The organism is Pseudomonas sp. Q11, from assembly GCF_024494355.1.
Classification (GTDB): Bacteria; Pseudomonadota; Gammaproteobacteria; order Pseudomonadales; family Pseudomonadaceae; genus Aquipseudomonas; species Aquipseudomonas hefeiensis.
In genome coordinates, this window is record NZ_JAKNQY010000017.1 from 39,016 (window position 1) to 58,494 (window position 19,479).

Annotated in this window: 19 protein-coding genes, 1 tRNA gene and 2 pseudogenes; 6 read left to right on the forward strand and 16 right to left on the reverse strand. The window is 54.0% G+C overall.

Going from position 1 to position 19,479, the window contains the following annotated elements; translation table 11 throughout:
* Positions 1–25: 25 nt before the first annotated feature.
* The 3 genes and pseudogenes from MA884_RS18030 to MA884_RS28080 all read right to left on the reverse strand — a co-directional run.
* Positions 26–796 carry a phytanoyl-CoA dioxygenase family protein gene (locus tag MA884_RS18030; protein ID WP_256231770.1) on the reverse strand — a complete coding sequence of 257 codons (771 nt, stop codon included), beginning with the start codon at positions 794–796 and terminating at the stop codon, positions 26–28.
* Positions 797–810: 14 nt separating this feature from the next.
* Positions 811–1,599, reverse strand: coding sequence for a methyl-accepting chemotaxis protein (locus MA884_RS28075; protein ID WP_371134788.1), 789 nt, complete (start codon positions 1,597–1,599; stop codon positions 811–813).
* Between the two features lie 69 nt (positions 1,600–1,668).
* Positions 1,669–2,445: pseudogene (locus MA884_RS28080) on the reverse strand (MCP four helix bundle domain-containing protein); the annotation flags it as partial.
* 344 nt (positions 2,446–2,789) lie between these two features.
* Here MA884_RS28080 and MA884_RS18040 point away from each other — a divergent pair.
* From MA884_RS18040 to MA884_RS18060, 5 genes are all read left to right on the forward strand, one after another.
* The gene (locus MA884_RS18040; protein WP_256231772.1) at positions 2,790–2,945 is read left to right on the forward strand and encodes a hypothetical protein; all 156 of its coding nucleotides are present in this window, start codon (positions 2,790–2,792) and stop codon (positions 2,943–2,945) included.
* Positions 2,942–3,214: a short-chain dehydrogenase gene (locus MA884_RS18045; RefSeq protein WP_256231773.1), complete on the forward strand. Its 273-nt coding sequence runs from the start codon at positions 2,942–2,944 to the stop codon at positions 3,212–3,214. Before MA884_RS18040 ends, MA884_RS18045 begins: the two co-directional genes overlap by 4 nt.
* Positions 3,215–3,693: 479 nt before the next feature.
* The gene (locus MA884_RS18050) at positions 3,694–5,157 is read left to right on the forward strand and encodes a site-specific integrase (protein ID WP_256231774.1); all 1,464 of its coding nucleotides are present in this window, start codon (positions 3,694–3,696) and stop codon (positions 5,155–5,157) included.
* Positions 5,158–5,915: 758 nt separating this feature from the next.
* Positions 5,916–6,347: a hypothetical protein gene (locus MA884_RS18055; RefSeq protein ID WP_256231775.1), complete on the forward strand. Its 432-nt coding sequence runs from the start codon at positions 5,916–5,918 to the stop codon at positions 6,345–6,347.
* Between the two features lie 29 nt (positions 6,348–6,376).
* Positions 6,377–6,748, forward strand: a complete 372-nt coding sequence (locus MA884_RS18060; RefSeq protein ID WP_256231776.1) for a Rap1a/Tai family immunity protein — start codon at positions 6,377–6,379, stop codon at positions 6,746–6,748.
* Positions 6,749–7,010: 262 nt separating this feature from the next.
* Here the strand turns inward: MA884_RS18060 and MA884_RS18065 are convergent, their stop codons facing one another.
* The 8 genes from MA884_RS18065 to MA884_RS18100 all read right to left on the reverse strand — a co-directional run bounded on the left by MA884_RS18065 (position 7,011) and on the right by MA884_RS18100 (position 14,114).
* Positions 7,011–7,631: a recombinase family protein gene (locus tag MA884_RS18065; protein WP_256231777.1), complete on the reverse strand. Its 621-nt coding sequence runs from the start codon at positions 7,629–7,631 to the stop codon at positions 7,011–7,013.
* Positions 7,632–7,757: 126 nt separating this feature from the next.
* Entirely contained in the window at positions 7,758–8,006 is a 249-nt protein-coding gene (locus MA884_RS18070) for a hypothetical protein (RefSeq protein WP_256231778.1), read from the reverse strand.
* A gap of 913 nt (positions 8,007–8,919) precedes the next feature.
* Positions 8,920–10,131 carry a hypothetical protein gene (locus MA884_RS18075; protein ID WP_256231779.1) on the reverse strand — a complete coding sequence of 404 codons (1,212 nt, stop codon included), beginning with the start codon at positions 10,129–10,131 and terminating at the stop codon, positions 8,920–8,922.
* A 138-nt stretch (positions 10,132–10,269) separates the two neighbouring features.
* Positions 10,270–10,452 carry a hypothetical protein gene (locus tag MA884_RS18080; protein ID WP_130926754.1) on the reverse strand — a complete coding sequence of 61 codons (183 nt, stop codon included), beginning with the start codon at positions 10,450–10,452 and terminating at the stop codon, positions 10,270–10,272.
* Positions 10,453–10,715: 263 nt separating this feature from the next.
* A complete protein-coding gene (locus tag MA884_RS18085) occupies positions 10,716–12,926 on the reverse strand; it encodes a tape measure protein (RefSeq protein ID WP_256231780.1) in 2,211 nt (736 codons plus the stop codon).
* Positions 12,923–13,297: a hypothetical protein gene (locus tag MA884_RS18090; RefSeq protein WP_256231781.1), complete on the reverse strand. Its 375-nt coding sequence runs from the start codon at positions 13,295–13,297 to the stop codon at positions 12,923–12,925. The genes MA884_RS18085 and MA884_RS18090 overlap by 4 nt, the downstream gene beginning before the upstream one ends.
* Positions 13,297–13,557: a hypothetical protein gene (locus MA884_RS18095; protein ID WP_256231783.1), complete on the reverse strand. Its 261-nt coding sequence runs from the start codon at positions 13,555–13,557 to the stop codon at positions 13,297–13,299. Before MA884_RS18095 ends, MA884_RS18090 begins: the two co-directional genes overlap by 1 nt.
* Complete coding sequence (locus MA884_RS18100) at positions 13,554–14,114, reverse strand: hypothetical protein (RefSeq protein ID WP_256231784.1); 561 nt, start codon at positions 14,112–14,114, stop codon at positions 13,554–13,556. The genes MA884_RS18095 and MA884_RS18100 overlap by 4 nt, the downstream gene beginning before the upstream one ends.
* Before the next feature lie 775 nt (positions 14,115–14,889).
* Between MA884_RS18100 and MA884_RS18105 the strand changes: the two genes are divergently transcribed.
* Positions 14,890–15,375 (forward strand): hypothetical protein, encoded by a 486-nt coding sequence (locus MA884_RS18105; protein ID WP_256231785.1) that lies wholly within the window; start codon positions 14,890–14,892, stop codon positions 15,373–15,375.
* Between the two features lie 164 nt (positions 15,376–15,539).
* On the opposite strand, the gene MA884_RS18110 is transcribed toward MA884_RS18105, so the two are convergent.
* The 5 genes and pseudogenes from MA884_RS18110 to dapA all read right to left on the reverse strand — a co-directional run bounded on the left by MA884_RS18110 (position 15,540) and on the right by dapA (position 19,229).
* A tRNA-Ser gene (locus tag MA884_RS18110) sits at positions 15,540–15,629 on the reverse strand.
* A gap of 83 nt (positions 15,630–15,712) precedes the next feature.
* The gene (gene purC / locus MA884_RS18115; RefSeq protein WP_025212375.1) at positions 15,713–16,426 is read right to left on the reverse strand and encodes a phosphoribosylaminoimidazolesuccinocarboxamide synthase; all 714 of its coding nucleotides are present in this window, start codon (positions 16,424–16,426) and stop codon (positions 15,713–15,715) included.
* Between the two features lie 28 nt (positions 16,427–16,454).
* A pseudogene (locus MA884_RS18120) lies at positions 16,455–17,210 on the reverse strand (MBL fold metallo-hydrolase); the annotation flags it as partial.
* Positions 17,211–17,217: 7 nt separating this feature from the next.
* Positions 17,218–18,333, reverse strand: coding sequence for an outer membrane protein assembly factor BamC (gene bamC, locus MA884_RS18125; RefSeq protein WP_256231787.1), 1,116 nt, complete (start codon positions 18,331–18,333; stop codon positions 17,218–17,220).
* 17 nt (positions 18,334–18,350) lie between these two features.
* Positions 18,351–19,229: a 4-hydroxy-tetrahydrodipicolinate synthase gene (gene dapA / locus MA884_RS18130; protein ID WP_256231788.1), complete on the reverse strand. Its 879-nt coding sequence runs from the start codon at positions 19,227–19,229 to the stop codon at positions 18,351–18,353.
* Between the last annotated feature and the right edge of the window lie 250 nt (positions 19,230–19,479).

A 19,479-nucleotide genomic window follows, 5' to 3' on the forward strand; every position in this document is an offset into this window, starting at 1 on the left:
CCCGTGAGGCAATCGATGCCAGGGGTCAATCGTACTCAGCCTCCTGATGCTCACCCAACAGGCGCCGCTGGCGAGATGTCGCGGCAGCCAGCACAGCGGGGTTGAACTGCCAGTCCAGATAAGGCGAGAACTTCTGCGCGATCATCCGCCGGCCATAGTGAACCTGCAGCATATAACGTGAACGGTCGACGCTGCGGTTCTCGCTGCCGGCATGCCACAACTCGCTGCGCAGCACCAACACATCGCCAGCCCGACACAACACCGGCTGTGCGACGCGCCCTTGCCACTGCGTTTCGCCCGCCACGGGCGCCCGCCCCGCCCGATGACTGCCGGGAACGACACGGGTGGGGCTCAGGTCGGCATCAATGTCGTCGAGGTAAAACTGCGCGGTGCAAATCTGCATCGGCAACTCGAAAGCTGGATCGGCCAGAAGCTGTGCTGGCAATGCCATTGCCAGGTAATCCAGGTGCAACGGGGCGCCGACAAACCCAGGATGGCAACGCCAGGCTGTCTGCCCGATGATGTGGCAGTCGTCTCCCAGGGCCGCCTCGGCCAGCTCGATCACCCCGTCCATATCGAGAAACGGCAACCAGAACGGGTCGCGATTGAACACGCATTTGTAGTGATCGATCACGCCGCTATAGTCCCAATGCAGGGGTTTGAGGCGATCAATTGCAAGGCGCAGGTCGGTGATTTGCGCGGCACTCAACACCGCGGGCATCAGGACGAAACCGTCCTGATGCAGGGCGCGCAAGCGGTCGCTGGTCAGCGCCGCCAAGGATTGGGGGGTGGCCACGATCACGCCTGGGCTCAGGTGCGAAAACGGCCGGTCAATTCCGCCAGTGTCCTCGACAGGCCGGAAAGCTGCTGACTGGCATGCATGCTCTGGGCAGAGTTCTGCGCCGCTTCGTTGGACAGGTCGCGGATGTCGGAGATGTTGCGGGCGATTTCCTCAGTGACGCTGCTCTGCTCTTCACAAGCGTTGGCGATCTGCGCGGCCATGTCGTTGATCCGCTGTATGGAACCGCCCGTGCCGCTGAGTACCTGATCGACACTCGCGGCCCGCTCAACGCTGTCACGGGCCTTGGTGCTGCCGACGTGCATCGCTTGCACGGCCTTGGCGACACCGGACTGCAGGCGCTCGATGCGGACCTGGATATCCTTGGTCGAATCCTGGGTCCGCGCCGCCAGCGCCCTGACTTCGTCAGCCACGACGGCAAAACCGCGGCCTTGCTCACCAGCCCGCGCAGCCTCGATGGCGGCGTTCAGCGCAAGCAGATTGGTCTGTTCAGCGATGCCACGGATCACCTCAAGGACCGCGCCAATGCTGGAGGTTTCCTGGGCCAAGGCTTCGATGGTTCCCGACGCGCTTTCCACTTCCTGAGCCAGTTGGCGGATCGATTCGATGGTGCTGCTGACAACCTCGGCGCCATCGCGGGACTGACTGGTGGCCTGTTGGGCGGCATCCGAGGCATTCAGCGCGTTGTGAGCGACTTCATGCACGGCGGCGCTCATCTGGGTCGCGGCGGTGCTGACCTGATCGAGTGCCGCATGTTCGCTGCTGATCAGTTGGTCATTGGTCGCGGCCATGCTGGCCATGGCCCGTGCCGCCGCATCGACCTCTCCGGTCACCCGGCCTACCTCGGCAATCAGCGGCTGCAGTTTGTCGAGAAAGCGATTGAACGCGCTGCCGAGTTGCCCCAGCTCGTCAGCCGAACGGACCTCAAGACGCGCCTTCAAATCACCGCCACCCTCCGCAATCTGCTCGACGCGGCTGAGCAAGCGACGCATAGGGCGCAGCACGACCATTGGCAGGGCAACAACGACCAGAATGCAGCCAAGCAGACCGATCAACAAAATGCCTGCCTGATACAACCCAACGTCCTCGCCATTTTCTATCGCCGCGTCTCCCTCGCGATGGGACGCCTGGTCTTCCAGCTCGCCAAGTTTGTCGATGGGATCACGCATGACGTCGAACAGGCGTTCGCTGTCACCAAAACTCAACGTGCTGGCCGCCTCCATATCCCCCACGGACAACTCCATGACCCGCCGCGAAACCTGCTTCCACTTTACAAAAGCGTCATTGAACTGACTGACCAACGCCAGCGCCTCAGCACCGGGCTGCATCGCGGCATATTGCTGCACGCGATCGTAAGCCTGCTTCGCATTCTCCTCATGACTGGCGCTCAGCGCCGTCAGATGCTCGTCCGCATGACCATCGAGCAGACTTCGCTCGGCCACAAAAGCCTGGTAAAGATCGCGATCGGCATTGAGCAACAGGCTGATGGCCGGCAAGTAACGTTTAGTCAGTTGTGTGCTGGACGCCGTCACCTGGTCGATGCCTCTCATGCCCGACCACCCCATCAACACCAACAACAACGCCAGGAAAGCAATCGGCAGGGTAATTTTCCAGCGAAAACCCAGGTCGGCAAAGAACCGCATCATGGGGGGCACTCCTTCTATGGGGGTTAGCTTACCTATCGGCAGGCATGCCTTGAGCTATAGACCATTAGTCTGATTGACACAAAGCTTTCGGCCTGGGCAACACTGTGTTTATGCGGGTTGCGGAGGGGTTGGCCGGGATAGAAAAAGGTGGGGAGACGCAATTGCTGCGGGGAATTTTCTGACATTTCCCGCCCACATAATTCAGGGAATTTTCTGACTCATCATCTGATTGATGATTTCTACAGAAGGGCCCTATAGTCCAAGCGTCGTTCGTAAGAGCGGCTAGGGTTTGGCGACCCGATGACAAATATGCAGGAACCTCTCGCGGATTGCGGAACGCTACCGTGCGCAATATGCTGCTTTTCGGTAGCTATGCGTGGGAGATCTTCGGATCTGCCGGTTTTTCTATTTGTCCGGTTCGCCAACCCGCGTACAGCTACCACCTTATTCGTTTGGCGACGATTAAGAAGGTCATCAATCAAATGGAATTTAAAAAATGAATAGATACATGGCTCTTACCAGTAATGCCGACGATCAACCCCTCTTCGTCGATACCTCCGCGCCTTTGCACATACTGCTTGACACGGCGGGCTATAGAATTCGCGCAGTTACCCAGCTTTTAGAGAACCTCGCAATGCGCGGGGACATTCCCAGCGACTCGGTAATCCTTCAGGACTTTGCACAGCTGTGCTGTATCCCCTTGAGAGATGGCTGTGACGTGCTCGATGTCATCGCCCGACGATTGGATGCAGAGCCGGCCCAGTATTGAAGGGCCTCTACGAAGTGATATCGATCAGTTACCTGTGGCGAGGGGATTTATCCCCGCTGGGCTGCAAAGCAGCCCTAAAAGCCAGACACCCTGTATGTCTGGCTGATTGAGTTGACGTTGGGATTGCTTAGTAGCCCAGCGGGGCGGTGCGACGTTTCGCTAAATCCCCTCCCCACAAATTCAGCGCCTGACTCAATCGCCCTTAACTGACTGGCATTATCTCTCATGGGGCCATTTCGTCGGAGACGAGCATAAATCTATGGCGCTGAAACCCTCTCCTTCCATGCCCAAAACCAAACGCCAGAAACGAAAAAGCCCCTGAAATGTTCAACCACTTCAGGGGCTTAGTCGTATTCAATAATGGCGGAGAGATAGGGACTCACCATACGCACCCCAGAAACCCAACAAACACTGTATTTACTGGCTTTCCCGGTGATTTTACGTAGAATCTTTACGTAGAATCCAATGAAGAAACGACCATGCCGAAGGCCAACAATCTTGAACTCCAAGGCGGCACCTACCACGTTAGGATGGATATCCCTAAGGACGTGCGAGAGGCTTTCGGCGGTCGTCGTATCCTATCGTTGTCGCTTAAAACCGGTTCACGAGAAGAGGCAATGTTCCGGCGCTTACCCATCCTGCATGCATGGAAGAGCCAGATAAAGGCAGCACGTGAAGGAAAAGCACTCCCAGAAGGTTGGCAGGATAATGTCTCAGCGGCGATTGATCAGGTTGACCAATGGACGCAACAAGCCAAACGGGCAAGGATTGGTGAAGACGTACCAGCGATGCCAGCACCTGATGCAGAAGACGTCTCAAAAGCGATGGGAAACCCCAAACTGGTTGCTGCGCTAACAAGCCTCATTCAGCGTCGTCGTGGCGAACCCATGGGAATGGTCAAACTGGAAGATGACCTAGCAGCCCTCGGGAAACAGTTCATAGAAAAGCAGATTTCTAGCGCTCACCGACTCACGACTGAGCAGGGCCAGGAACTGGAAGCGCTGGTAAAAGATCCTGCCAGCTACAAAGCTCGCTCACCAATCACCAAGACCCGGCTCGCTGCTTTCCGCATCTACAGGCTTGAACATCACGTCGCGCTCAAGACGGTGAATCAACAGGAGGCGAAGCTGCTGAGTCTATCGGAGCATCTGCTAGCCACGGGCACCAAACTCGACTTTGATTCTGTGAGTGCTTGGCTACAGGGCATGAAGCTCAGCTCAAAAACCAAGCAGCAATATTTGCTCGCTGCTAGTCAGTTTTGGCAATGGGCAATGACGCATGAGCCTCAGTGGCGACAGACCTTCAAAGGGCATGTGAATCCATTCGAAAAACACACACTGCCCTCCCTCAAGGGTAAGGCCAAACTCGACGCAAAACGGAAGGCTTTCACCATCGAGGAAGTCGGCACTCTGTATTCAGCAGCGAAGAAACAAGGTCTGGATACATTGGCAGACCTGATCCTACTGGGCGGGTATACCGGGGCTCGGATCGAGGAACTGTGTCAGCTTCGCAAGGAGCACCTGATTACCGTCGATGGGGTGAAGATGTTCGATATCGTGGATTCGAAAACAGTGGCAGGCATTCGACAGATGCCGGTGCATCCCAAGCTAACGGCGCTGGTGGATCGACTCAGCAAATCATCTACAGACGGCTATCTGGTGCCTACCGACAGCAACAACAAATATGGGATTCGGTCGGATGCATTGAGCAAGGCGTTTGGCAGACTGAAAACCACGATGGGTTTTGATCGTACCCGCGTGTTCCACTCGATCCGGGCAACGGTAATCACTCAGTTGGTACGAGCAGACGTAGCAGACAGGCTTATCAAGGAGCTAGTCGGCCACGAAACCGGCACAGTGACGTTCGACGTGTATTCGGATGGATCATCACCAAAGCAAAAGCTCAAAGCCATATCGAAACTTCCCACCATTCCAACAAGCTAAACGTCAGTTCGGTTCCTTAGCCCGACTTAAGGCACCGCCCATAGTTCGAAGAAAACAAACCTTCAAATGTATTGGCCGAATAAGTTTTGTGTAAAAGCGTCCGCGCCCGCAAAAACCGGCAGGCTGTTTGCAATACCTCGAAAACGATGAAAACAGGCTCGCTCCAGCTAGGTCGCGGCCCACAGACCAATTCCATGTTTCGCACACAAATTACGCACACACTTATCCACAGGTAGTACGTTGCAATCACTCACAAGAACACATTATCTTGTAGCACGGCATGAGAAAAGCCCTACATGTAGGGAGGGTGTCGTAGATAGAAGACCGTAGGTCTGTAGAAGGGAAAGCTTGCGAGTGGTCACGCGAAGTTTGGCGACAGAACGTGATCCACCCGCACCACCCCCGATACACCCGTTTCGAAAAACGCATGAATCTGGGCAGGCGGTTATTAAGCCAACAGCGTGACCGTCACGTCAACAACACTTTGAGTGTACGTTGTCACGCCCAGAGGATTGCATCACTGCAATTTCTCTAAAGGCACCATTTACCATGGCTAGACGTCCCCGTCACCGCTTGTCGTCTCAACGTACCAAAAGTGTTTTCGTCCACGATTATCCCCGCTGGCGTTTTGGGCGGTGGGAGCATGTGAGGCAGCATTTCCGTAGCCCGCCTTTCCAGTATGTACTCGATCTTTAATCGATGAAGACGAATCACCAACTTGGCTCAGGTTGGTGATTCTCTATACCTAGGAAACCAAAATGTCTGGACAACCCAGCCCAGTCCTACAGTTGAAAGTCGCTCACAATGAAGCGGCAAGCAAACTGGACTACTTCATTCTCGGCGTGACGTTGGCAATCTGTGCCTACCTCGCCCAAACCAACCCCTACGCCCAGCTAGGCGTCAACAAGGAAACGTTTCTGCTTGGTAGCCTGCTGGTTTTCGCAACCAGTGCGATCTGTGGTTTCAAAAGGATCGAATCAACGATTGCAGCGCTTCGAATGAATGCTGTTGCGCTGGAAGAACCTAACCCACAAGTGCGGGCCTACTGCATCATGAAGCTCAACGAAAGACGAGAGTCGCACTGGTGGTACAAGGCACGGAATCTCCTTTTGGCTGCTGGCCTCCTGTGTTATCTCGCCACGAAGGTGTGGGACACGTATCAAAGCCACGGCTGGATCACTGTCAGTTGAGCTGCATCTTACTCACCGAGGGGAAAGTCATGAAAGCAGGGATAGCGGCAGCGGTTGCACTGGTAGCAGCACTAGGGTGTGGTCAGGCCATGGCAGGAGATGGAAATGAACTACTGAGGAGCTGTAAAGAGGCTGTCCGCGACGCAGATGGCGAGCGCGACACCAGTCACATACAAGTCGGATATTGCTACGGTCTGGTGAACGGGGTTATGAACACCATGGTAGCAATGAACGATTACATGCTTCCAAAAGAAAAGACGTGCTTCCCCGAGGGCCTGATGAATCAGCAGGCAGCAAGAATAGTTGCCAAGTATTTAGAAGAGCATCCTGCTTCACTCCACCGAGACGGAGCATTCCTCGCCATGGCGGCCTTTCAAAACTCCTATAAGTGTCGAAGATAACCCGTGCGTGTTTTCCAGATTTTCATTTTTCCGCCAGAATTTTCGACCACTTGAAGGATCGATCAGCCTTCAAGGCTGAAAAATAACCGCGCTGCTAAGCGGTGTGCGACGGGGGCTTACCTGATCGCTATAAAAGCAGAAATAACCGCCCCACCCGAGGCGCTACAACACTCTCAGAGCCCTTGTGCGACTCGCGCTAGTACACTTTTCTCCCGTACATGACAAAGCCCGCTCAGGGCGGGCTCATGGACTGTCTGAAACCCTAGTTCATTTCACGTTTGATCCTGTACACAGTCGCCACGCCGCAGTCAGCGAGCTTAGCCACGTCGTCGGCTGAAAGGGTTGGACTCTTGGTTATGATCGCTTGCACCTTATTCCAGAGTTCCGCGTTCTTGCCCTTTCCGGCTGGCTTCCATTCTGGGTCAGCAGCTCGCTTGTTGCTTAGTCCTTGCTTGATGCGTTCAACGCGCTTCTCTTGGTCGAGACGGGCCATGGTTGCCATGAGGTCGATCAACATGTCATTGATGACTTTCATAATCTGACCGGTTATGCCCTTGTCTTCGACCATCATGTGACTGGTGGGCAAGTCATGCACCAAGAGGCGAAGCCCTTTATCTGCAATGGTGCGTTTCAACACCTCCCAGTCAGCCATAGAAAGGCGACTCAGACGGTCTACCGACTCACACAGGAACACATCGCCACGTTCTGCCACTTCCAGCAAACGTATCAGTTCAGGGCGATTGAGCTTGGTGCCACTGATGTTCTCGGCATACACGCCTACGATGGTTAATCCCTTCTCAACAGCAAACGCCTCAAGAGACTCTTGGGCGCGGTCTGCATGTTGTTCCTTGGTACTGGCACGGAGGTAGATGTGGGCGTTCATTGATGGCTATCCTTTAGTCCATTTAGAAGATAGATCAATGATAATTTATCAGATAGCCAAACGTACATAGTTATTTGATAGATAAATCAAGCTTCAGACAGACGGCTATCGCACTACCAAACATGTCTACTTCTTTGATAGCTCGGCGGCAACCCAAGCCTGTAGCTCTCCAGTAGGATCAAGCACCCTCATTGTGCCAAGTGGAGTGGGCGAGACCTCCGTGTAACGATCTGGCCCACCCTCGCCATTGAACTGCACCAGCCCGAAATTGAACAAGCGCTCAAAGATGGCGACATCCTTTCCAGTGACTTCGCTCTGACTCTCATGAATTCGTTTAAGCAACTCATCCAAGACTTCTGTTCCGAATACAGGCATTTCAACTCTCCTTGCGCCCGGCATGGGCGAAACTCAAGTGAAGGCATCAGCTCGGAGCCTGTCAATGTTGTGCTTTTGCGCAAATCGGTGATTCCGACTCAAAAATGTAATTTTGGCGTAGAAACCCCGGACTGAGCCGGAATCACTGCGGCGAGCTTATCCATGGATTACGGAAAGCCCCGGAAACACTGACCTATAGCTAAACGCTATTTGTTGATATGACTTGATAGAGTAGTTTGCAAGCAGGGTTTTAGTGGGGATTTGACCCAGTTGTTGTGAATTTCAACGGAGGTTATGGCGGGAGTTTTACTCACACTGCTAAGCTGGCGCTTTGATACAACCTTCGTAAAGGACTACCACATGGTTAAGAAAATATTATTCCAGCGCCCTGCGTGGTTCCGACACGAAGGGTTTTGGAGAATTGCACAAGTGGTGAGGCTAGGACCATCGGCGGCACTGGGCTTATTCGGATTACTCGTATTAGTGGCTGGCCTCCTTCGCCCTGATAAAGATTCTTCATACGAGATAGCAATCAACAGCTTCATCGGTGCAATAGCCATCTTCGTGACTATTCACCTTATGCTCAGGTTAATAGTGTGGATTATTGACGGGTTCCATCCCAAAGCGGGATAACCACCACAGCTCACGCTGTGAACAACGGGAGTAAATGGGATGCGTGCAGAAGGATGGCGACGGCTCTGGGAGGTTGCAAAGGTGCTTGCCTCAGTCGCCGGGGCAGCTTGGGTTGTGATGATGTTGGTGAGCGTCCAGCCTCTGCTGCCAGCAGGTTCGGCCCCATCAGCATCCCAGATAGCTACTGGTTTCTTCCTATCAGCCGTTGTCAGCGGGGGTGTTGTCTATCTTGCCCTAAGCACACTTCAATGGCTGTGGGAGGGCTTTAGAGTCAAACCCACTACTCCCACGGAAGAGGATGATCAACCATCGGATACAACTCCGACAACGGCAGAAGCACTGGAACAGCGTCCAGCTCTTGCCCATCCAGACAATCAGCAAATGAACGAGCGTCAGCAGCAACGCTGACAGGGCTTTGCACCGTCGCCACCCCCCTTGCAGGGCGCTGAGCTTTGAATACGATTGGCTTGTATGGCGGGATACGCTCTCCATTGTCCATAGTGCTGGTGTGGCGCTCTACGAACTCGGTTAGCACGTCACGGATGGCATCAACAGGCTTGCCGTGGAGCACGTCAAACACTGCCTGTAGCTCTTCCTCATTGAGCGTGGTTCTACTCATGTGCAGCGCTGTAAAGGGGCTCACACGTTTGCATATCACGCCCAGCACTTCGGTTAGTTCTGGTCGGTGCTGGGCGTGGCGCTCAAGCTCCTGGGACAACACTTCGAATGGTGTAAGCATCGTTGTCTTGATCTGGAAGCCACTCCCCTCCTTTCCCTCAAGCTTGGCCTTGAGAGCTGATAGAGCCTTGCCTGACATGCTATCGAGAGCATCTAGGTGGGTGCGTTGTTCTGGTACGGTTGGGTCTAAGTGGTCGTGTAGCCAGCTCAGCACCTTGTGTCGTTGCGTTGGTTGAATCTTGGCAACCTTCACAGCCTCAGCCACTACGTCAGCACCTAGGAAGGCGATGATGCGTTGCACGGTTTGCCTGCGTGGGGCGCCCTTCTCTACTGAGTGTTTCGATACCAAAGCATTGCGATTGATGCTCAGGCCATGGCCGTAGTGGGTTGTGGCGTGAGTGCGGTTGAGCTTCACTGGCACCACTACCAAGTTGGGAGCGTGGTAGAGGCCAATGGTGTTATCACCTTGCACGGGGTGAATGTGGCTGATCTCAAAATCCTTGATCTCTCCGTAACGGTTGGCTTTCAGCTTGAGCTTGTACACGTCATATAGGGCCACCAGTGATTGCACGGTGTGGCCTGCGAGGATCTGGAGGGTTCCGGCACGCTCACATTCGTAGGCCAAGTGATAAAAGAATGCTGAATGGGTGGCACGGTTTGTACGGGATACTCGGCGTTTCTTCTTGGTGGCTTCTTTCTGGCACTGGGTGGTGCAGTAGGTCTTTTTAGTGCTAGTGGTGCGGAAACGCTTTTTACAGTGCGGGCACGTTGGTTGGCGTATCGCCTTATTCTTGTCCGGTGTTGCTGAGGTCATTGAATGCTCCGTCTCGGTTAGCAGGGTATGTAGGCTTAGGATTGATTACGCTGTATGCGTGTCGGCATTGACCGCTACAAAAGGCTTCCACCTTTGGTGTTTGGAACTTGGTAGAGCAGTTGCGACATGTGCATGTCTTCATGCTGTGAATACCTCGTATGGAATTGCTGGGTTACCGTCTGGGTGGGTAACAATCCAACGGAGTTGACCAAATGGGTTGATGATCTGTTTGATTACAAACTTCTTACGTGTTGTTCCGATCAGGGTCATGGCAGCGGTTAACGCCGCCCCTGATGATTTGAATTCGAATGGCAGCGCCATACAGTTGTCTCCTATGAAATGGGATATACATGTGTGCTTGCATCACTCCGCTTGCGGAGTTACGCACACGGTTGTTGATGCACACGAAAAATGGCTACACCCCTTATAAAACAAGGTGTGGGGCGTTTTGTATCATGCAGATACTGCTACTAGAGCAGTGGTTACTTTTTGACAACACTGACGAATATAAAACGTTGCTAGGCAGATAGACAAAAGGCCGCAAGCGGCCCTAGAGTCTCGTTAAGGAGTTATATGGGTTTCATTTATTCAACCTCCTTTTGGGCTGCCCGAATTTTTCTTAGCTCTTCATCCCACAAAGCGCGTGTACTCTCCGTGGTTATCTTTTCCACCTCAGATGCGCCCATACCCCGAGCGTCCACGTTCACCTCGACGTGCAACTCAGTGTGGGATTGATCGATCTTACTTTCAGTAGGCTTACTAGTGACTTGGCCGTTAAGATCACCCGGCCCCAACCAAGCTGGCAACACTGGTTGACTACGCTGTTTAGCCGCTGCACCATCTAGAATATCGGTCGTAGTGTAGGGCTGGTATGGGCGGAACTGGCGGAACTTACCATCTGCTAGGTTTTCCAAATCAGAGCTAAACTTTGATAAGTCTAGCGGCGGAAATTGCAAACCAGCAATGTTCATTTCCAACGCTTCAACTTTGTTAGCGTCGCCCTTGCGGTAATCCGGCACGCTAAATAACCAGTTCCAAAGCTCGCCAATAGGCCCGCCTTGATGCTGGGTATCGCCATTAACAGCGCTGTAGTCGCCCACTCCCACCATCGCCGTAGATACGGCGACGTCATTGGTGGACATTCGGCTTTGCAACTGCTGCTGCTCTGTTTTCTCTGTCCCGTCTGCGTTGCGATTGGCCGCGAGACGAAGCATTGACGTGCTGAGTTTAGTCAAGCCTAAATCTAATAGCGCTAAAGTTTCTTTGAACGGTTGCATGGCTGCATTCAAATCACGCTCAGCCTGAATCCTTTCCAGAATCACACCCTTCAACTCTTCACTTGAATTAATAGCGTTGTCATTCAAATAGCTTTGATTTTCCGCACGTTGTTGAGCTGCTGCGATAGAATTCATTTGCTTATCAAGGAGGTCAACGTTCGTTTTCAGGAAATTAGTCATACCCTGATCGAAGTCTTTAGCCAGAATCTTGCCGTCAGTTACAGCCTTCTTGAACCACCCGGCTTGTTCTTCAACTTTGCCTTTGAAATTAAGACGTGTTGCAGCAGCTTGTCGGATAGATGCAGCAACAACCCCACCAACAGCATCGAACAAATCGTTTACATCAGAGCCTTCTGGCTTACCTTTTGCCCGAATCTGATTCAACTGGTAGTTGGCTCGCTTCTGAGCTTCCTTATCGAGAGCAGCAGCACGGAACGTTGCTGACTGATCTTCAAACATCTTGGTGGCAATCGTCAGACTCTTACCAAGGGCAAGTTGACCTTGGATGAACAGAGCAAAGGACTTCGCTGTCTCGACTGACACTTCCTGACCATACTTGTTGCTGATATCTACAAACTGATCGCGAGCAAACTTTTGGTTTTCGGGATTCTTGCCACCGGCACTTTGAAGTGCCGTATTAAACTGTTCTGCGCCACTTGCGTCAGATTGTCTTTGTGTAACACGCTCACTAAGGTAGCTGACACCGCGTACAAGCCCGTATAACGCTGCTGAGGCCGCTGTAAGCCCGATAGCGAGACCACCGAAGTCCATAGGCTTTGGCGCAGCCTGACGGGCCTGCCAAGCCTCGTGGCGTTGAGCAGCAAACTGGTGACGCTCAGTAGCGCGGGCTTCACGATTAGCGGTTGCAGCCTTAGTTGTCGCCCAGCGCTCAGCCTGTCGAATGCCATTTGCACGAGCATTATTTAATGCCAGTTCGGCACGCTGAAATCTCGTTTGCTGAATCATTGCCTGCTGTTGAAGCTGCACCGTCCGAGCTTGCCTCTTTTGCAAGATGTCAGCAAGGCGAGCCTGACGGAGTGCTGACTGTTCGGCGGTTGTGTTTAGTTTCGCCTTACCGAGTTCAACTTTCAAAGCTTCCTGTTGAGCCTTGTGTTGCTTGCTCAAGAGCACGGCTTGTTGTTGCTGAGCTTTCAACGCATTGGTTTGTAGCCAAGCCTCTTGCTTTGTCCCTGCTGACACTAACTTTTGTTCTGAAATCTGTGTAGCGAATTGCTGGCGACGTAGCTTAGACAGTTTGGTTTCCGTCAAAAGCTCCTTATCCAAACTTCTACGAATGGACGCATCAAGTTTCATTCTCTCAGCACTAGCACCCTTACTAGCAGAAATATTGAAAGCCTTGCTCAACTTGGCCTGAAGAGCTGTAGCTTCTTTCCCGACACGAGCCATTGAAGCCTCAGCAGCTTTCAACATTGCCATGAAACGCTGTAGGGGCGATGTATTTACGTCAAATACCAACTTACCAGTTAGGCGTGCAACCTCTTCATTAATACCGGTCATTTCGTTTCACCATAAGCGCCACGACCGTGTTTCAGCTCCAGCAGCTTATCGAATGCGCGATTGAATGCAGTTGTATTGCGCCCATAATGTTTGACGACAGCTTCGTCGTAGTAGTCGCCTCGGTTGTTGGTGAGGTAATCGGCGAATACATCTTGCACTGAGCGAGAGCCAGACAGTGCAAAATATAGACTACCGTCTTGGTGGCGAACCCAGCGGTAATTAAATTCAACATCAAATCCGTGATACTTGCGAAGCCATTGCCTAAGAGCACATGTGAACATGCGAATTTTCGGGTGGCCGGTCATTTTTGTAATTGAGTGGTGTTGCGGAGATTTTTTCAACTCCTGAATCGGTGTAACGCTCGATGTCATTATTTTCCTTTGTTTAATTTAGCTTGTTTGGCAAGCTCAATAATCTTGTTGGCACGTTCTCTTGCTGCAAGCAACTCCAGAGCCGCTTTAAATGCGATTACAGCCTCTTCCGAGGCTTCTTCACCTGCTGGTAGCGCTTGTTTAGTTACGGCCTCTGTAGTGACGCCTGAAGAGCTTGTAGCAAGTGTGTCTTTGGCAAACTTCTGACGTAGTAGCAACTCCGTACCTGACAGAGTGCTTGGATCAATTTTATCGGTCATTGTGCGTTACCTTCGGCAGTCAGTCGGCCAGATTTAATTAGTTCATCGCGAAGCTTGGCACGTGACGCAGCGAGTTCATCGCGAACTTCTTGTTCACGGCTCAAACGATTCTGTTCTTCGGTCTGTAGACGGTCACGTTCATCCTTGAGTAGAGCGAGTGCCACTTGGCGGTCAATCTCAGCATTCAACGCTGCTTCAAGCTCTGCTTCGTAGTCTGCTCGCACTTGCTTGCAAACTTTAACAAGGTCGCGTTCCTGATCTCGCGCTGGCTTTTTCAAATACAGCGTAATGAACGAAGCTAGCGGGCTTTCCAGTAGCATTGCAGTTGGTAGCCCTCCCGCTGGTTCAAGTGGAAGCCATCCGGCTGCACGGTATTGGTGATACAGTTCAAGAGCCTCTACCAGTGTGCCGGGGTTGAACTCGACAATTGCACCAACGATACCGGTGCTTGGATTTTCGATTCGTGATTCGTAGAAGCCTTTTGCGTTCTGGCAGCGTTGGCGGTATTCCAATTCGCTAAATGCAAATTGCATTGGTGTAGAAGTTGGTTTACTCATGGTTTTGCTTCCTTCTGTTTTTATGGTTGGTGTTGCTCGTTGTTTGCGCTGTTGAGCGCGATGGTGTTGCATGTAGCATTTGTGGCTACAAGTTTGCTTTGATGCTCTTTTCGTTTGCATGGGTGTGTTGCAGACCACGCACGGTCTTACCACGGTTAGTGCCATCAGGCCTCCGGTGAGAATAATCTGTGTGAGAATAAGGAAACTCAGGTAAAAGTTAGCCGGAACAAGTCCGGCTAATGAATGCACAAGGCTTTCGAAGTTACATGAGTGTGTTGCGAATTTGGGGCGAGGGGAAAATCTAAAAACCCCTCTCAGCATTTGGCCCACTCTGCTGTATGAGTGCTATTGGCTGCCTTGCGTGCAGTCTGACCGTTTGTGACAGGGATCAACCACCGCCCCTATCGGGCGATCCTTGAGGCATTTCAGCCTTGGTCTGGCAAGTATTGGCCATCGCCTTGCTTAAACGATGGAGAGGCTTGTGGGGAGCCTCGGCCACAGCAAAACAGAACTCAGTCATTAGCTGGTTCTGTGTTTGATGTTCTGGAATTGGATAAAACGTAAGGCAAGAAAGGAACAAAATTTATCTATCTCTTGTACCTAATTTTACCACGAAACCTCATTTTTGTCAAGATCAACCATGACTTTGCTCGCATTGTCAAGCAAGTTTCCCGATATTTACGCAGGTTTCGGTAGTTATAGTTTTTTATCTCAGCCAGTCCTTTAGCTGCCAGAACAGCTAAAATCCATCATCACCCTCTTATAAGTGAACCAAATGGACTCTGCCCAGATTATCTCCGTCTTCGGTGTTGCAGTGCCCGTATGCACCGCTGTTGTTGCTTGGTTCTGGAAAACTTACCATGAACGGCAAGTGGTGAAAGTTGCCCTAGTGGCAGAAGTGCTTGCCCTCAAGGAAATAGCCAACGCTCGGGAGTACCTAGAAAACCTTCGAAAGACCGCTGATGACCTCGAAGCAATCCCTGAGAACGATAGAGATATGGTTCAGTACCAAATCCTCGTACCGGAGCATTATTGCCGTGTCTACGTGGCAAACATTAGTAAGCTCGGATCGCTGAAGCTCAAGGATGCAAATCTGATCGTGAGGTTCTACCAATACGCGGACAGCGTCATCAGGGATGTATCGCCGGGAGGGGTACTGCATAAAGGCTCATCAGACCCAGATGACTTCAGAGAAAATGCAAGCATCTTGGCGCTAGCGCTAGAAGCCGCTGCCGAGCTTGAGCGTCGTAACCCGATGTAGGCCGCTGGTGACACATCTGGAGGTAAATGGCTACAGGTGGCGACAAACACTCTGCTGGAGCATTGAGAGGGTCTGTAATGACAGTTATTTTACGTAGAATATCTACGTAGAATCCTGAAACCAAAAAAGCCCCGAGACCTTGATCTACGGGGCTTTTCTATGTATGGCGGAGAGATAGGGATTTGAACCCTAGGTACTGTCGCCAGTACAACGGATTTCGAATCCGTCCCGTTCGGCCACTCCGGCATCTCTCCAGTGGCGCGCATCATACCAGCACATTCGCCGGAAGCGAACCCCCGGGCGAAATTTTTTCCGTGCTATCAGATGCTTGCGTCGATTACAGCGGTACGCCCAGACGCTGGGCAACTTCTTCGTAGGCTTCGATGACGTCACCGAGGCCCTGGCGGAAACGGTCTTTGTCCATCTTTTTCTTGGTGTCCTTGTCCCAGAGGCGGCAGCCGTCCGGGCTGAATTCGTCACCCAGGACGATGGAGCCATCGCTGAACACGCCGAACTCAAGCTTGAAGTCCACCAGCAGCAGGCCGGCGTCGTCGAACAGCTTGGTCAGCACTTCGTTGACCTTGAGGGACAATTCTTTCATGCGCGCCAGTTGTTCGGCGGTGCCCCAACCGAACGCCACAACGTGGGATTCGTTGATGAACGGGTCGCCCTTGGCGTCGTCCTTCAAGAACAGCTCGAAGGTGTATGGGTTGAGCTTCATGCCCTCTTCCACGCCCAGGCGCTTGACCAGGCTGCCGGCGGCGTAGTTACGCACGACGCATTCGACCGGGATCATGTCCAGCTTCTTGACCAGGCACTCGTTGTCGCCCAGCAGCTTGTCGAACTGGGTCGGCACGCCAGCGGCTTCGAGCTTCTGCATGATGAAGGCGTTGAACTTGTTGTTCACCATGCCTTTGCGATCGAGCTGTTCGATGCGCTTGCCGTCGAACGCCGAGGTGTCGTTGCGAAACAGCAGGATCAAGCGGTCAGCGTCGTCGGTCTTGTACACTGACTTGGCTTTGCCGCGGTAGAGTTCTTCACGTTTTTCCATGATGGGCTCCGCTTGCTAAGTAGATGGGCTAGGCGATATGTCGCCAGTCGAGCCCTGAATCTTGATCGGCCAGTTGCAGCCAGTCCGGGTCGCACCCGAGGGTGTCGACGAAACATTGCCGGGCCAGCTGCGGCAGGTTGTTCTTGCTGCTCAGATGGGCCAGGACCAGGTGTTGCAGGCCTTGCCAGCCCAACTCGGCCACCAGGAACGCCGCCTGGTGGTTGTTCAAATGTCCGTGTTCCCCGCCTACCCGCTGCTTGAGAAAGTACGGGTAGTACCCGCGCGCCAGCATGTCACGGCAGTGGTTGGACTCGATCATCAGAGCATCGAGATCCCGGTAGCTGTCCATCACCCTGTCGCAATACGAACCCAGGTCGGTCAGCAACCCAAAGCGCCGCTCACCGTCGCTGAATACATACTGTGTTGGCTCCCGGGCATCGTGCGCCACGCTGACCACGCTGACATCCAGGGCACCAATGCGCAGTTGCTCGCCACCGGCCACGAAGCCAGCAGGTTCGATGGGCTTACGCAGACCCGCCAGTGTTCCGCGGCTCAGGTATACCGGCAGATTGTAGCGCCGAGACAGCAAACCCACGCCATGCACGTGGTCGGCATGTTCGTGGGTCACGAGTATCGCGCTCAATTGCGCCGGGTGCACACCCAGGCGCAACAGGCGTTTCTCGGTTTCTCGCAAAGAGAAACCACAATCGACCAGCACATACGTGCCGGCGCTGGTTATCAGCGTGCCGTTCCCCTGGCTACCGCTGCCGAGAACGGCAAAACGCTCCGGATCAGCCCAGGTTGTCCTGAATCACGCCCAACACCTTGCGGGCCACATCGGCCGGCGCCACGGTGTTGATGTTTTTCTCGACGGTCACCTGAACGCTCTCACCCACCTTGCTCAGGCGAACCTGATAACGCTCGGCACGGGCTTCAATTTCTTCCTTGTCCGGCTCGCTGCCGAACAGACCACTGAAGAAGCCAGGCTTCTCATCTTTATTCTCGGCCTTTTCGGCGAGGTTGATGTAGTACAGGCCCAGGCTGCGGTTGATGTCTTCAACCCGCCATTCACCCTGCTCCAGCGCACGACCCACGCTCGACCAGGCACGATCCAGGTCGGAGCCGACGTTGAGCACCGGGTTGCCGCTGCCGTCTTCGCTCAGGCTGACGCGGCTCGGCACGTCGAAATCCCGGGATGCAAGCATCGAAACCGAACCGCCTTGCTCGGCGGTACGGCTCATGCTGGCGAGCATGTCGTCCACCAGCGCGGCGTCCAGGCCGGTGTTGACCGAACGGTTGGTGAAGGCCACATCGGCGGTGCTGCCGGCAGGACGTTCGGCGCTGACCACGTAGATTTCACTGGTGTTGCGCTGCACGCCTGGCTCAATGCGAACCCGCACGCGGCTTTCGCTGTCGGCACCGACACCGGCGGCGCTCAGGCGCTTGGCCATGGCGGCGGACAGCTCATCGGCACGTTGCCAGGTCGTGGTGAACTCGCCCGTTTGCGGGCGCTGTTCGTCCAGGCGGAAACCGTTGTCCTGGAAGAACTGGATCGCCACGGGCCAGACTTCGGCCGGTGGGTGCTGGGCCATGACCCAGCTTGAATCGCCACTCTTCTGCAGGGTGTAGTCGCTGGCATCGGCCATGGCCGTGAGCGGCTGTGGACGGGGGACGATGTATTCACCCTTGACGCTGTCGTCAGCCACATTACGCGGGATCGGCAGCAACGGATCCAGACGCTTGGCGACATTGACATCAGGGGGCAGTTGCATCGGTGCAGTCTGTTGCGCTTCCAGGTAATCGCTACCACGGTCGCGGAAGTAACCTTCCGGGCCCCAGACCCATCCGCAGCCGCTGGTGCTGGAGATAATCAAGGCAAGTGCGGAAAGTCCGGCCATTCGCTTCATGCGTTGTACTTCCTCAATTAAACCAGGACGCCCGACTGGCGCATGGCCTGCCGAAGCGGTTCGTGACAGGCTTCGCTCAGCCAGGTGAGCGGCAGGCGGATGCCTTGATGCATCAGGCCCATTTCAACCAAAGCCCACTTCACCGGAATCGGGTTGGCTTCGATGAACAGGTCCCTGTGCAGCGGCATCAGTTTTTCGTTGATGGCCCGCGCGGTCTCGGCGTCGCCCTTGAGCGCAGCCTCGCACAGGTCGGCCATTTCGCGCGGAGCGACGTTGGCGGTGACGGAGATATTGCCCTTGCCGCCCAGCAGGATCAGCTCGACCGCGGTCGGATCATCGCCTGACAGCACGATGAAGTCATCGCTCACGCCATCGAGGATGGCTTTGGTGCGGTCCAGGTCGCCGGTGGCTTCCTTGATGCCGATGATGTTCGGCACGGTGGAGAGGCGAATCACGGTCTCGGCCTGCATGTCGCAGGAGGTGCGGCCGGGAACGTTGTAGAGAATCTGCGGGATGTCCACAGCCTCGGCAATGTGCTTGAAGTGCTGGTACAAGCCTTCCTGGGTTGGCTTGTTGTAATACGGCACGACGAGCAGACAGGCGTCGGCGCCGGCTTCCTTGGCGTTACGGGTCAGTTCGACGGCTTCGCGGGTCGAGTTGGCGCCAGTACCGGCGATCACCGGAATCTTTCCGGCTACCTGTTTGACCACGGCCCGGATGACTTCGATGTGCTCATTGACGTCGAGGGTTGCCGACTCGCCGGTGGTACCGACGGCGACAATGGCATGGGTGCCGTTTTCAAGGTGGAAGTCCACGAGTTTGCTGAGGCTGGCCCAGTCAAGACGCCCTTGTGCATCCATGGGTGTGACCAGTGCCACCATACTGCCCGCAATCATGAAACCGCTCCTGCCGGAAAAAGAGAGCGGTAATGGTACTGGCGCCAAGATGCTTGTACAAGCGAACTACCATTCCCCTTGGCGATGGTTTTCGCTACCCTTCAGGCTTTGATCGGTACCGATAAGCTCATACGCCGGTTCCCAGCCTCCGTTTTCGTCGCCACAAGCCCCATTCCTGCGTTTGTCTTGCCGCATTCCCGCCGTCCCGGAATGCATCGCAACCCCAGGCACAGGGCTTGAGTCGTTCGTT

What these genes read in the sequence shown, in the direction of transcription:
- MA884_RS28075 (WP_371134788.1), bottom strand. Translation starts at nt 1,599, where the DNA reads ATGGCCAGCATGGCCGCGACCAATGACCAACTGATCAGCAGCGAACAT.
- MA884_RS18045 (WP_256231773.1), top strand. Translation starts at nt 2,942, where the DNA reads ATGAATAGATACATGGCTCTTACCAGTAATGCCGACGATCAACCCCTC.
- MA884_RS18050 (WP_256231774.1), top strand. Translation starts at nt 3,694, where the DNA reads ATGCCGAAGGCCAACAATCTTGAACTCCAAGGCGGCACCTACCACGTT.
- MA884_RS18055 (WP_256231775.1), top strand. Translation starts at nt 5,916, where the DNA reads ATGTCTGGACAACCCAGCCCAGTCCTACAGTTGAAAGTCGCTCACAAT.
- MA884_RS18060 (WP_256231776.1), top strand. Translation starts at nt 6,377, where the DNA reads ATGAAAGCAGGGATAGCGGCAGCGGTTGCACTGGTAGCAGCACTAGGG.
- MA884_RS18065 (WP_256231777.1), bottom strand. Translation starts at nt 7,631, where the DNA reads ATGAACGCCCACATCTACCTCCGTGCCAGTACCAAGGAACAACATGCA.
- MA884_RS18070 (WP_256231778.1), bottom strand. Translation starts at nt 8,006, where the DNA reads ATGCCTGTATTCGGAACAGAAGTCTTGGATGAGTTGCTTAAACGAATT.
- MA884_RS18075 (WP_256231779.1), bottom strand. Translation starts at nt 10,131, where the DNA reads ATGACCTCAGCAACACCGGACAAGAATAAGGCGATACGCCAACCAACG.
- MA884_RS18080 (WP_130926754.1), bottom strand. Translation starts at nt 10,452, where the DNA reads ATGGCGCTGCCATTCGAATTCAAATCATCAGGGGCGGCGTTAACCGCT.
- MA884_RS18085 (WP_256231780.1), bottom strand. Translation starts at nt 12,926, where the DNA reads ATGACCGGTATTAATGAAGAGGTTGCACGCCTAACTGGTAAGTTGGTA.
- MA884_RS18090 (WP_256231781.1), bottom strand. Translation starts at nt 13,297, where the DNA reads ATGACATCGAGCGTTACACCGATTCAGGAGTTGAAAAAATCTCCGCAA.
- MA884_RS18095 (WP_256231783.1), bottom strand. Translation starts at nt 13,557, where the DNA reads ATGACCGATAAAATTGATCCAAGCACTCTGTCAGGTACGGAGTTGCTA.
- MA884_RS18100 (WP_256231784.1), bottom strand. Translation starts at nt 14,114, where the DNA reads ATGAGTAAACCAACTTCTACACCAATGCAATTTGCATTTAGCGAATTG.
- MA884_RS18105 (WP_256231785.1), top strand. Translation starts at nt 14,890, where the DNA reads ATGGACTCTGCCCAGATTATCTCCGTCTTCGGTGTTGCAGTGCCCGTA.
- purC (WP_025212375.1), bottom strand. Translation starts at nt 16,426, where the DNA reads ATGGAAAAACGTGAAGAACTCTACCGCGGCAAAGCCAAGTCAGTGTAC.
- bamC (WP_256231787.1), bottom strand. Translation starts at nt 18,333, where the DNA reads ATGAAGCGAATGGCCGGACTTTCCGCACTTGCCTTGATTATCTCCAGC.
- dapA (WP_256231788.1), bottom strand. Translation starts at nt 19,229, where the DNA reads ATGATTGCGGGCAGTATGGTGGCACTGGTCACACCCATGGATGCACAA.